Consider the following 13,038-nt stretch of genomic DNA (forward strand, 5'->3'; position numbering starts at 1 on the left):
ATTGAACATATGACTATACGGCTTCCAATGGAGCTATTCCATACATCAAATTTTTTATTCCCATTTTATCAAAAACTATAGTGAGTTTTATATCACTTCCATTCTTTGATATACTGACAATAGTTCCCACTCCGAATTTACTGTGTTTAACCTTTATTCCCTCTTTTATGCCTTCAGGTTTCAGACAATTTTCATTAGAAATACTATTTACAGCTGGAGTCCTCACTGCATTTGATAAATTATTAGGAGTCACTTTTTTTGTCCACGAAAAAGTATTCTTATCCAGGACTCTATCTGAAAAATTATTCATGCTATTTTTCTTCACCGTATCATATTCCCTTAATTCACGGGATATCTCATCTATGAAATTAGACTGTTCATATGCCACTACCCTGCCAAATACCCGTCTGGTTTCAGCGGAGGTCATATAAAGTTGTTCTTTAGCCCTGGTTATACCTACATAACAAAGTCTTCTGGATTCTTCCATCTCCTCAACATTGTCTAATGACTGTATACCCGGGAATATACCATTTTCCATTCCAACCATAAATACTACTGGAAATTCCAGTCCCTTTGCACTGTGAACAGTCATCAATACAACAGAATTTGCATTATCATCAAAATTATCTATATCTGAAACCAAAGTTACCTTTTCCAAAAATGCAGAAAGAGTTGTATCCTCTGAAGTAGCTTCAAATTCAGAAGCAGCTGATACAAGCTCCTTAAGATTTTCCACCCTGCTTATACTATCTGCCTCCTTATTGATTTTAAGCTCCTCTAAATATCCGGTAATATCTAATATTTCCCTTATCAAACTGGACACCGGTATTTTATCCCTATTTTTAATAAAAGTGTTTATGATGCTTACAAACTTTTTTATGGAATTAACGCTTCTTTTAGGTAAATTCAACACTTCATCCACATCTAAAATCACATTATACAAAGATTCCTCCATAGAATCAGCAAAATTTTGTATCTTTTGCACCGTAGAATCTCCTATGCTCCTCTTTGGTACATTTATTATTCTTCTCAGACTCACGTCGTCCAGAGGATTATTTATAAATTTCAGATATGCCATTATATCTTTTATTTCTTTTCTATCATAAAATTTCAGGCCTCCAATTATTCTATAAGGTATATTTGATTTCATGAATACATCTTCAAAAATACGGGATTGGGCATTTGTTCTATAAAGTATTGCAAAATCCTTATACTGTCTTTTCCCATTTTCTTTTAACATCTCTTTTATCCTGGATGCCACATATCTGCCTTCATCAATATCGGAATATGCTCTATACAATTTTATTTTATCTCCGCTTTCACTTTCAGTTCTAAGCACCTTTCTCTTTCTATGAGCATTATTACTTATAACATCATTGGCTGCCTTTAATATATTTCCCTTTGATCTATAATTTTGTTCCAACTTTATTACTTTTGCATTTGGATAATCCTGTTCAAAATCCAAAATGTTTTTTACATCTGCCCCCCTCCAGGCATAAATACACTGATCATCATCTCCGACCACACATATATTCTTATAGCCTTGAGCCAATAATCTAACAAACTCATACTGGGATCTATTAGTATCTTGATATTCATCCACCATTATATATTTAAATTTTCTCTGGTAAAATTCCAACACATCAGAATGACTTTTAAAAAGCTGTACGGTTTTATATATGAGATCATCAAAATCCAGAGCATTGTTATCTTCCAGCTTTTTTTGGTATAACAGATATACATCTGCAATTTTATTAACCCTAAAATTACCTTCATTTTCCCTTTTGAACTGCTCCGGAGGTACTAAATCATCCTTTTGTCCACTAATTTTATTTATTATTTCTCTATCGGTTATATCCTTGTCATTTATATCCAATTCCTTCATGCACTGCTTTATAAGCACCTTTTGATCATAGCTGTCATATATGGCAAAATTTTTATTATATCCAAGTTTGTCTATTTCCCTTCTCAATATTCTCACACAGCTTGAATGAAATGTGGATATCCACATACTGTCCACTTCATCTCCAACGAGTTCTCTTATCCTATCCTTCATTTCTCCTGCTGCCTTGTTAGTAAAAGTTATGGCCAATATCTTTGAGGGATATATATTTAAATCTTTAATCATATGGGCCACTCTATAAGTAAGAACCCTTGTCTTACCGGATCCCGCTCCAGCTAAAATTAACAGAGGACCATCTATTGTTACCGCTGCTTCATACTGCTCCTTGTTCAAAAGGTTTTTTAAATCCATAAAATTCACTCCTATTTTTTATATTTACACTGTTATAAATATCAAGTTATGTTTTTATTTAAACTATAATTATATACACCTGCTTCATGTTTAATATTATAACATTTTAGCGATACTTTAATCATAGAAGGCATAAAAAAATGTGCTGACATCCATCAACACATTTAAATTTTACTTATACTGAAAATATTTTATTTCAATCTTTTCAATACTATTTTATATCCATCACTTCCATAATTAAGACATCTATTCACTCTACTTATAGTAGCAGTACTAGCTCCTGTTGCAGCAGCTATATCTAAATACGTCTTTTTATTACTGAGCATTTTAGCTACCTGAAGCCTTTGTTCCAAAGATTTTATTTCGTTTATAGTGCATATATCATCAAAAAACCTATAACATTCTTCTTTTGTTTTTAAGCATAATACCGCCTCGCATAAATAATCCATTTCTTTGCTTTCTAATTTGGATTTATAATCTCCCATGAACGCCACTCCTTATTCATGTATGTTTATCCCATGGCTGTCATTTACTAAGGCCCTCCATAAAGTGGGGGGATAAGCAATGCTATGCACCTGGATAAGTTCTTCTAAGGTCCAGTTGAAAAAAACATTCCCTATGAACAAACTCCAGCTGAACTCAAGAATTACTTGATTAACACACCTCTTCTTTAATTTTATCACGTATTAAACTATTGATCCATAAAATTGCAAATATTTTTACAATATAGTACATTATATTACATTTATCCGATTGCTGCCATTTCTAAACCCAATAATGACTTCATAAAATTTTAGTATATGTGAAAAAATACACTTGCAAAAAGTAAAAACAGCCCATTGGGGCATGGACTGTTTGCTCATAAATAAAAAGGGGGCTATTATCCTTTTATTTATCCTTGCACATTCATTATAGTAAAATCGAAGTAAAATTTCAAGTAAAATATGAATTATTTATATAAATATATTTGTAAAATTTATGTTTATATGCATGAAAAAAATTCATATTTAAATCTTTTTCATGCTTTCAATTTCTTCTTTAGACAATTCTCTATATTCTCCTTCCTCTAAACCTTCTTCTAATTTTATTGGTCCAAATCGTATTCTTCTTAAATACACTACATTTTTTTCTAAAGAATTGAACATCTTTTTAATTTGATGGAATTTTCCCTCTTGTATGGTTACTTCTACTCTTGAACCATCTTCATCGGATTCTATAATTTTCAACTTAGCAGGCATGCACTTATACCCATCTTTCAATACTATCCCCTTCTCAAATTTATCAATGTCAGATTTATCCACAGGTCTATCTATCTCAGCATAATATACCTTATCCACATGATTTTTGGGAGATATTAATCTGTGATTTAAGTCCCCGTCATTGGTAATCAATAATAATCCTCTGGTATCCTTATCCAATCTTCCTACAGGAAAAGGCTTAAATGCCTGATACCTGGGCTCCAAAATATCTATAACCGTCTCATCAAGATTGTCAAAAGTTGCGGATACGACTCCATCAGGTTTATTCATCAAAATATATATGTACTTCCTATAATCTATATTATTTCCACGGACTTCTATTTTGCAATTGTATGGATCTATTTTTATAGAATTGTCTTTTACAACTATCCCGTCCACTTTAACTTCTCCATTTTTTATTGTGGATTTTATTTCTTTTCTAGTACCGTACCCTAAATTAGCCAATATCTTATCTAATCTATCCACTTCATTACCTCCTTCTTTTTATAATACTATAGTATTTTTCCATTTGAAATAAAATAATACTATGCAAATCAATATTTAAGAATTCATACAATTAAATAAATCAATGCAGAAAAATGCAGAACATCAATCCATAAGATTTTACAGTTCTGCATTTTACAATTATAAATTTCAGATATAAAGCTATACTTAAATATTTAAAACTTAAAGCTTTATATTTGTCATTATACATAATATTGCATAACTTTTTGCACATAATTTCTTGTTTCATAAGGCAGTTTAGCGATATCCGAACTGCTAGTTACACCTCTATTTTTTAAAGTTCCCGGACCTGCATTATATGCCGCCAATGCCAGTTCTTTGGAGTTCCCATACATATCCAGCATATTCTTTAAATATTCCGTACCAGCATCTACATTTTGATCTACATCATATGGGTTGGTTACACCTAATCCACTGGCCGTTCCAGGCATAAGCTGCATAAGCCCCATAGCTCCAGCAGGGGACTTGGACTGAGGATTAAAATCAGACTCTTGTTTTATAACCGCCATTATTAAATCCTTATCCACTCCGTATTTTCTAGAAGCATTCTCCACTGCTTCATCAATACTTGAATTTCCACTTTTTATATCACTTTTTACACTATTGTAGATAGTATTTAACCTTTGCCCACCTCCATATCCTAACTTACTCAGATCTTCATCACCCAGTGATAATTTAGATATATCTATATTTCCATTGCTATCAGTCAATGCTTTTGTCAAACTCTCCATGACAAGCTGAAAGGAGTCTTCATTACCAAAAGCTTGTTTAAATATTTCAGTCATCATTTGAAGTTGTAGAACTTTTTCAAGATCTTTATCCTGATTTGTAGAACTTATGTTATTTACACTCATTTTTTTCACCTGCTTAAAAATATATTACAATTTTTTTATCGTATTAAACTATAACAACTTAAGTTTACTACTATTCAGTTCTAAATGAAAGTATGTTGTAGTCCTCATAGGACACCTTATTTTGCTGACTTTTACAAAGAACTAATACTTTATACTCACCTTTGTTAAATGGAATAAAAGTGTAATAATTTTTCTTACTGTAACCTTGAACTAAATTCCAATCTCCATTTTCCATGATGTAAAATTCATAGAGCACATCTTTTCCCCCTTCGTTATGGGATGTAAAGGTGACAGGCATATTACAGACAAATTTCAAATTATCACAGGTTATTCTAGTATTTGTCACTGGAAGTGCTTCATTAACTTCCACACATACTTCTCTTTTACAATCAAATTCTCCAGTGCTTTTAATATTCTTTGCAAAAATTTCCACCTTATATGTACCACTGTATTTGGGAACAAAGGCATATATTTTTTGTGTAACAAAATCTGTTTCTTCCACCTTATGCCCATTTATACTGAGCACATATTTTATAACAATATTTCTAGTATTTTGCGCTACAGAACTTATGACAATTTCATCCCCTACTAAAAAATACTCTTTTGTAGGATATAATATGTAATCAATTACAGCAGGAATATAGTCTAAAACATCTATGCTTATTATCGAATGACAGTCATATTCTCTATCTGAATACTTGTCTTTTACTCTGGCTTCCAGTTCATACTTTCCCTTTTGACTTGGAGTAAATTCCATAAAATTATTATTACTGTATTTTATCTTTTTTAATTCAGCTCCATCTTTCCTTATTAAAAAGCCATATCTAAGATCCATTCCGCCAGAAGCGTTTATCTTCATACTTATATCTTCATGCTTTAATATGGGATTATTTCTATTTAAAATTACTCCCTCAATCTTAACCGGTTCTCTGCTTCTTTCATCTACAATATAGTTTAAATACTCTATTGCCTCATAGTTTCCCTGAAAGGATCTATCTTTTACCATTAGAATAAGTTTATATTTACCTGGTTGTTTGCTTTCCCAGACATAATTATTACAGGTGATGTAACCAGAATCCTCACTGCAATTCCCTTCAATTACATATCTGTATAGAAGTTCTCTTCCCCCTATGGCTTCCGCTTTTAAGGTAACCTTTATTCCGCATAATTGTGGATAATTTACATCTGTAGTAAAATTTTTTATATAAATCTTATCATATTTCTTTACCTTAAAATTTAAAACGGCCCTATCATCAAATTTATTCATGGAATATATATCTTTTGCCAGACATAAAAGCTTATATTCACCACTTTTCTTCTCCATATAACTTACTATCCTCTTTGTGGAATAATCTTGAACACATTCTGTTTCTCCATTGGAATTTATTTTAAAAAACTTATAAAGTATGGTCCTGTCATTATCGTGTTCTGAGTCCACTTTAAAGATCAATTCCGAGTCTTTCACTAGATCCGAAGTCAAACATCTGAAATCTGTTATTACAATATCTTTTAAAGGGAGCACCTGAAATTTTACACTTTGAAAATCATCAAAATCATTTTTTGAATCAATATTCTTGCATTCTACCAATATTTCACCTTTTCCCTCACTTTTAACTACCCAGGAGAGCATATTGTCCGCTGAATAATCTTTTATCATTTCCCATTCATCCTCTATTCTTATCCAATACCTAAATATAATAGGAAACTTAGTGGTTTCCACTGTTATATTAAGTTTGTCCCCTAATTCTAGCTTATCTTTATCTATATAAATGCGGCTTATTAATTTCTCCTCTGCCCTTCCTATTATATAATCCATTTTAGATATATAATCAAAGCTTTTATTTCCACCTACTTTTTTAGCTTGTACCATTAATATATATTTCCCGTCTTCCTTTGGAATCCACTCTACTTTTTCGTCACCTGTAAAATCTTTTAAGGTGTCCCATATTCCATTACATCCTATCATATACTTATAAATAAGTTTTTGTTCTAAGTTATTATCTACATTTATAACAACCTTTGACTTTTTTGCCTGTGGACTTTTTAAACTACAATTTATAGTCAATTCATTCATCTAAATCATCCCCTATGTAAAATAATTCCCTTGATTAGACTTTTTCTAACTTATATTATACTATAATTCCATATTTTGTAATAGTACTTTTTATGTATTTATTCCAATATTTTATTTCATGGCTGCCATTGCTAACACCCACGACTTCGTAAAGTGGGAGATAAGCACTGCTACGCCTCTGGATAAGTTCTTCTTCGGAGATCAATTTAGATAACAAAATTAAAGACATGCAATTATTAATTTAAGCAGGTTTTTTCCGAGTCTGTAATCATCTTCTTTTGTCCGCTTCTTGGGATTAAAAGTTCTTCCACCGGCTCTTCTCACTTTTGAAGATATATGTCTTTCAAAAAGAAGCTTATCTATATTATCATTGTCGTATATATACCCCTTAGGGCTTATGGCATAAGCATTTTTACCAAGTGCCATAGCTGCAACTCCATAATCCTGACTTACTACTATATCTCCACTTTCAGTCTTATTGACAAGTGCCATATCCACACTTTGAAATCCACTGTCTACGTATTCCACAGTACTGTAGTCAGAATTTAAAACATGATTTAAGTCGCAGTACATTATAACCGGTACATTATTTTTCCTAGCTATATTTTCTATTATATCCTTTCCTGGACAAGCATCTGCATCTACTAATATTTTCATATTTCCTATTATACTCTCCTCTATTTTTCATGTTTTTTACTATCTTTCAATTTATCTTTATTGTTTTTCAAGAAATTCACCTTTAATAGAACTGTAAGGCCGGAAAGCGCCAGTGCGCACAAAAGGGAAATAACTAGAATCCTTACTATTGTTAATGGATTAAGACTTGAAGTGTTGGCATAATTTATCATACAAAATAAAACCATATATATTATTAATGATTTAACAAACACCTTCTTCATAAAATTTCCTCCTATTAAACAGAGCCTCGTTATACTTATCATTATAGACATGATATAAATAACTGTCAACGCACGCAACAGCTGCGACAGGCAGCCGTCTTGTGAATTATAATTAAAATGATCCTGCTTCATGCCAAGGGCATCATGAAGCAGATAAGATCAACTTATGAATTAAGTCTCTTTTCCAATTCCATCCTTTTATCCTCATAACCGGGTTTCCCAAGCAGGGCAAACATATTTTTCTTATAAGCCTCAACTCCCGGTTGGTTAAATGGATTTAGTCCCATTAAATAACCACTGATTCCGCAGGACTTCTCAAAGAAATACACCATATATCCGAAGTAATAGGCCGTCAATTCAGGCACATTTAAAATTATAACCGGTACATTTCCATCATTATGGGCTAAAACTGTTCCTTTAAAAGCTTGATGATTTACAAAGTCCATGGATTTTCCATCTAAAAAGTTAAGCCCATCAAGATCTTCATCTTCTTTTTCTATGAACATTTCTTTTCTAGGTTTCTCTACGTTTATAAAGGTTTCAAACATTATTCTCAATCCCTGCTGTATATATTGACCCATTGAATGAAGGTCTGTTGAAAAATCTACCGAGGCAGGAAATATGCCCTTGTTATCCTTCCCCTGGCTTTCTCCAAACAACTGTTTCCACCATTCTCCAAAATAATGAAGGCAGGGTTCAAAGTTCACTATCATTTCAGTGGTCTTTTTCTTTTTATACAATATACTTCTAACTGCGGCATATTGATATGCAGGATTTTTTTTCAAGTTCTCAACCTTATAAGCTTTTCGTGCATCTCCTGCACCACTCATCATTTCATCTATATCTATACCTGCAGCTGCTATTGGCAAAAGTCCCACAGCTGTCAGTACAGAATACCTCCCTCCTATATCATCCGGTATGGTGAAAGTTTCATAGCCTTCTCTATCTGCCATTTTTCTTAAAGCACCTTTTTTTTCATCCGTAGTTACATATATCCTGTCTTTAGCTTCTTTTGTTCCATATTTTTTTTCCAGCAACTTCTTAAATATTCTAAAGGCAACAGCTGGTTCTGTGGTTGTTCCAGACTTTGAGACAACGTTTACTGATAAATTCATTCCCTCTACAGCATGAAGCAAATCATACATATAAGTTGAGCTCATGTTATTGCCTGCATAAAAAACTGCTAACTTTTTTTTCTTGTTTTCCAGCAGGCTATTGTCAAAGCTATGTGAAAGCATTTCTATAGCTGCTCTGGCCCCTAAATAGGAACCTCCTATTCCTATAACTATCAAAGCATCAGAATCTTTCTTTATTTTTTGTGCTGCAATTTTTATTCTATTGAATTCACTTTTATCATAGTTTACCGGTAAGTCAACCCAACCTAAAAAATCATTTCCCGGGCCATTTTTATTTTCTATCATATTATGAGCAATTGATATTGATGGCTGCAAACTTATGATTTCTTTTTCCTGTATGTATGGAAAAGCTTTGCTTAAATCTAATTTTATACCTTCATTTAACACAGTTGATTTCCACCTCCAGCATTTTAGCTTATTTTAATATAATAGTATGTTACTATTATTAAATGTATCTTAAAATAATCATTTATAATTTATATTGCCCAATATTTTTGACCCTATTATATATCTTATAAAACACAGGCACTGATTAACAGCGCTTATTAGATTTAAAACTATGAATATTAATATTGCTTTTGGATAAAATCACTGCAATAAATATAATTATACATCCAATGGCCATCTTTTTTGTAAATACTTCTCCCATTAAAAGTATGGAGAGGAAACATCCAAAGACTGATTCCAGTGACAATATTATTGAAGCATGAGTATCAGATGTATATTTTTGTGCTATATTTTGTACCAAAAATGCAATAGTAGTATTAAGTATTATAAGATACAATGCTCCAATAATGCCTTTACTGTTTGCAGTCTGAATATGTGGCTCAAATATTAATGCACTGATTAATGTAAATGCACCTGCAGATAATAATTGCACTGTTGTCAATTGTATAGGATTTATATTTTTCTCAGCATAGACTCCGATTAAAACTATCTGAAAAGAATACACAACTGTAAAAAGCAGCGTCAAACTGTCACCAAAACTTATAGATATGTTTTGCTGTAAACTTAAAAAGCCTATTCCTATTAAAGTCAAAAAACCTGCCAATACAGAACAGACATGAGGCTTTTTTTGGGTCACCAGCCAGGATGCAAAAGGTACTATTGCAGCATAGGAAGCAGTTAAAAAAGACTGCTTCCCTGGAGTGGTGTATTTAAGACCAATAGTTTGAAAAGTTTGTCCTGCATACAAGATTGATCCCAGAACAATTCCAGCCATCAAGCTTTTTCTATCTATTTTTATCATTTTTTTAAAAAATATTACATATAAAATGAATCCTGAACACAAAAATCTAAATGACAGCAAATAAAAGGGGGTAATACTTGATAGGGCTACTTTAGCGGCTATAAAACCTCCTCCCCATATTAATGCAACTAATAAAAGAGAAAGATCTGCAGTTAAAGCTCTTCTTTCTGCGGTAATTTTCATTTTACATACACCCCTAAAGCTAGAATAAACATTTATAATTATTATACTTTCATATAAAATATTAAACAACTACATGCCATGCAATCATATAGTGTTAAAGAAGATGGGCAAATGTTACTTTATCTGCATATTGACTTGACTCCACTTATAGGTTTATTATACATTAAATGACTAATGTAATTCACGAATTGGAGGAAAAATACTTAGGATAATTTATCTTTTCAACTGTGTCTTGAAAAACAGTTTGACTCCACCAGACATCACCTATTTATTTAAAGGGGAAAATTAATAACAAAAACTATTGATAATACTTTAGAAAGGGGCATAAGTCAATGAATGAAATAAATTATACTGAAATAATTAAGGATCAAACGAAACGAGCTCTCTGGAGCGTGGATAATGTTATGAATTGTGTACCTGATGAATACTTGAATAAAAATTATTGTAAAATGCCTTTGTGGAAACATATTTATCATACACTGCATTCATTAGATATGTGGTATATTAATCCACGAAAATATTCAGAACCACCATTTCATATTAAAGATTTAAACAATTTAGATGTTCACACAAATAAGGCATTATCAAGAAATGAATTAAAACACTATTATCAATCAATTGAAAAGAAAATAAATCAATATCTTAATAACCTAACAGATGATATACTCCTTACTAAACCTGAAAACTGTGAGTGGACAAGATTTACATTAATCCTTGCCCAACATAGACATTTACACAGCCATATGGGGATTCTTATGGGGTTTATTATTGCCGAAACAGGGTTATGGCCCAGGGTTATAGGCTTAGAAGATGATATTCCAACGGGTGATTATAATTTATACTTTTAATAATTACAATGCCCATTATTCTAGTTTTATTGGGCATTGTTAAATTACTGTGTACCAATGTAAGCTTTGGTTTATCCCATGGCTACCAGTGCTAACGCCCCCACCTTATGGAGGTATTAGCACTGCTGCGCCTCTGGATATGTTTCAGGACACTTTTTCAAGTGATTATTCCCATTCGATTGTAGCAGGCGGTTTGCTTGTTATGTCATATACAATTCTGTTTACACCTTTGACTTCATTTACTATTCTTCTAGATACTTTATCCAATACGTGATAAGGTATCCTCGCCCAATCCGAAGTCATGGCATCTGTAGATATGACGGCTCTGAGGGCAACGGTGTAGCAGTAGGTTCTCTCATCACCCATTACTCCCACAGAACGTATATTGGGAAGACATGCAAAGTACTGCCATATGGATTCATCCAATCCTGCCTTTGCTATTTCTTCTCTAAATATTGCATCTGCTTCTCTGGTTATTTCAAGTTTCTCCTCTGTAATATCCCCTAAAACCCTTATTGCAAGACCGGGTCCCGGGAATGGCTGCCTCCAGACTAACTTATGGGGTATACCAAGTTTTTCTCCTACAGCCCTGACTTCATCTTTAAATAATTCTCTGAGAGGTTCTATAAGTTTAAAATCCATGTTTTCTGGAAGTCCCCCTACATTATGGTGACTTTTTATAGTATCGGAAGTTCCAAGACCACTTTCAACCACATCAGGATATATAGTTCCCTGAACTAAAAAACCTATTTCTCCCAGTTTCCTAGCTTCTTCTTCAAATACTCTTATAAATTCCTCTCCTATTATTTTTCTCTTTTTTTCAGGATCGGATATTCCCTTTAACTTTCCCAAAAATCTATCCCTGGCATTTACTCTTATAAAATTCATATCGAACTGTTTTTTAAATACATGTTCTACTTGATTTCCTTCGTCTTTTCTAAGAAGCCCGTGGTCCACAAAAATACAGGTAAGTTTTTTCCCTACAGCTCTATGTACAAGAACTGCCGCTACGGAAGAATCCACACCTCCGGACATGGCACATATCACTTTTTTATCCCCAACCTTTTCCCTTATAAGTTCTACTTTTTCCTCTACAAAAGAAGACATAGACCAATCTCCCTTTAGGTTACAGATCTTAAGTAAAAAGTTTGTAATCATTTTTCTACCAAAAGGAGTATGCTCAACTTCCGGATGAAACTGAACTCCATATATCTTCTTGGAATCATTTCCTACAGCTGCTACAGGACATTCATCAGTAGTAGCTATAACTTTAAAACCCTCTGGCGCACGGGATACCACATCTGTATGGCTCATCCAGCAGCTCTGTTCTTTATCAATGCCACTAAACAAAACACTGCTATTATCCAATGTGACATTTGCCTTTCCATATTCTCTAACTGCAGCACTTTTAACCTCTCCACCTAAATTACCACATATAAATTGGTGTCCATAACATATACCTAAAATTGGGATTCCCAGCTTAAAAATATTTTTACTTATTTTTGGTGCATTTTCCCCGTATACACTTTTGGGACCACCTGTAAATATTATCCCCTTGGGATTTTTATCTATTATATTATCTAAGGGGCAAGTATAGGGAACTATCTCACAATACACATTATTTTCCCTGACTCTTCTTGCTATAAGTTGATTATATTGTCCCCCAAAATCAATTACAATAACCATCTGCCTGTCCATAAACTTCCTCCTAACTACCTAAATGATTGCAACAATTATCATGATTTTAACTGATTTAATTATATCACCCAAAAACACAT

General features: G+C 32.7%; 11 protein-coding genes. 1 reads left to right on the forward strand and 10 read right to left on the reverse strand.

Annotated elements, in window-relative coordinates:
* Positions 1–13 precede the first annotated feature (13 nt).
* The 9 genes from pcrA to AB8U03_RS06010 all read right to left on the reverse strand — a co-directional run bounded on the left by pcrA (position 14) and on the right by AB8U03_RS06010 (position 10,412).
* The gene (gene pcrA / locus AB8U03_RS05970) at positions 14–2,254 is read right to left on the reverse strand and encodes a DNA helicase PcrA (protein ID WP_369703632.1); all 2,241 of its coding nucleotides are present in this window, start codon (positions 2,252–2,254) and stop codon (positions 14–16) included.
* Positions 2,255–2,445: 191 nt separating this feature from the next.
* Positions 2,446–2,739 (reverse strand): YerC/YecD family TrpR-related protein, encoded by a 294-nt coding sequence (locus tag AB8U03_RS05975; protein WP_369703633.1) that lies wholly within the window; start codon positions 2,737–2,739, stop codon positions 2,446–2,448.
* Positions 2,740–3,261: 522 nt separating this feature from the next.
* Positions 3,262–3,978, reverse strand: a complete 717-nt coding sequence (locus AB8U03_RS05980) for a pseudouridine synthase (RefSeq protein ID WP_369703634.1) — start codon at positions 3,976–3,978, stop codon at positions 3,262–3,264.
* Positions 3,979–4,199: 221 nt separating this feature from the next.
* Positions 4,200–4,871: a transglycosylase SLT domain-containing protein gene (locus tag AB8U03_RS05985; RefSeq protein WP_369703635.1), complete on the reverse strand. Its 672-nt coding sequence runs from the start codon at positions 4,869–4,871 to the stop codon at positions 4,200–4,202.
* 70 nt (positions 4,872–4,941) lie between these two features.
* Complete coding sequence (locus tag AB8U03_RS05990; RefSeq protein ID WP_369703636.1) at positions 4,942–6,945, reverse strand: triple tyrosine motif-containing protein; 2,004 nt, start codon at positions 6,943–6,945, stop codon at positions 4,942–4,944.
* Between the two features lie 219 nt (positions 6,946–7,164).
* Positions 7,165–7,602 carry a YaiI/YqxD family protein gene (locus tag AB8U03_RS05995; RefSeq protein WP_369703637.1) on the reverse strand — a complete coding sequence of 146 codons (438 nt, stop codon included), beginning with the start codon at positions 7,600–7,602 and terminating at the stop codon, positions 7,165–7,167.
* A 20-nt stretch (positions 7,603–7,622) separates the two neighbouring features.
* Positions 7,623–7,844 carry a hypothetical protein gene (locus AB8U03_RS06000; protein WP_369703638.1) on the reverse strand — a complete coding sequence of 74 codons (222 nt, stop codon included), beginning with the start codon at positions 7,842–7,844 and terminating at the stop codon, positions 7,623–7,625.
* Positions 7,845–8,008: 164 nt separating this feature from the next.
* Positions 8,009–9,367, reverse strand: coding sequence for a glucose-6-phosphate isomerase (locus tag AB8U03_RS06005; RefSeq protein ID WP_369703639.1), 1,359 nt, complete (start codon positions 9,365–9,367; stop codon positions 8,009–8,011).
* A 145-nt stretch (positions 9,368–9,512) separates the two neighbouring features.
* Positions 9,513–10,412 (reverse strand): DMT family transporter, encoded by a 900-nt coding sequence (locus tag AB8U03_RS06010; protein ID WP_369703640.1) that lies wholly within the window; start codon positions 10,410–10,412, stop codon positions 9,513–9,515.
* Between the two features lie 332 nt (positions 10,413–10,744).
* On the opposite strand from AB8U03_RS06010, the gene AB8U03_RS06015 reads away from it, so the two are divergent.
* Positions 10,745–11,260, forward strand: a complete 516-nt coding sequence (locus AB8U03_RS06015) for a DinB family protein (protein WP_369703641.1) — start codon at positions 10,745–10,747, stop codon at positions 11,258–11,260.
* Between the two features lie 165 nt (positions 11,261–11,425).
* Here the strand turns inward: AB8U03_RS06015 and guaA are convergent, their stop codons facing one another.
* The gene (gene guaA / locus AB8U03_RS06020) at positions 11,426–12,958 is read right to left on the reverse strand and encodes a glutamine-hydrolyzing GMP synthase (RefSeq protein ID WP_369703642.1); all 1,533 of its coding nucleotides are present in this window, start codon (positions 12,956–12,958) and stop codon (positions 11,426–11,428) included.
* Between the last annotated feature and the right edge of the window lie 80 nt (positions 12,959–13,038).

Origin of the sequence: Clostridium moutaii (assembly GCF_041205085.1) — a bacterium.
Lineage (GTDB): Bacteria > Bacillota > Clostridia > Clostridiales > Clostridiaceae > Clostridium_B > Clostridium_B moutaii.

Coding starts and splice junctions, on each gene's coding strand:
- pcrA (WP_369703632.1), bottom strand. CDS start 2,254: ATGGATTTAAAAAACCTTTTGAACAAGGAGCAGTATGAAGCAGCGGTA.
- AB8U03_RS05975 (WP_369703633.1), bottom strand. CDS start 2,739: ATGGGAGATTATAAATCCAAATTAGAAAGCAAAGAAATGGATTATTTA.
- AB8U03_RS05985 (WP_369703635.1), bottom strand. CDS start 4,871: ATGAGTGTAAATAACATAAGTTCTACAAATCAGGATAAAGATCTTGAA.
- AB8U03_RS05990 (WP_369703636.1), bottom strand. CDS start 6,945: ATGAATGAATTGACTATAAATTGTAGTTTAAAAAGTCCACAGGCAAAA.
- AB8U03_RS05995 (WP_369703637.1), bottom strand. CDS start 7,602: ATGAAAATATTAGTAGATGCAGATGCTTGTCCAGGAAAGGATATAATA.
- AB8U03_RS06000 (WP_369703638.1), bottom strand. CDS start 7,844: ATGAAGAAGGTGTTTGTTAAATCATTAATAATATATATGGTTTTATTT.
- AB8U03_RS06010 (WP_369703640.1), bottom strand. CDS start 10,412: ATGAAAATTACCGCAGAAAGAAGAGCTTTAACTGCAGATCTTTCTCTT.
- AB8U03_RS06015 (WP_369703641.1), top strand. CDS start 10,745: ATGAATGAAATAAATTATACTGAAATAATTAAGGATCAAACGAAACGA.
- guaA (WP_369703642.1), bottom strand. CDS start 12,958: ATGGACAGGCAGATGGTTATTGTAATTGATTTTGGGGGACAATATAAT.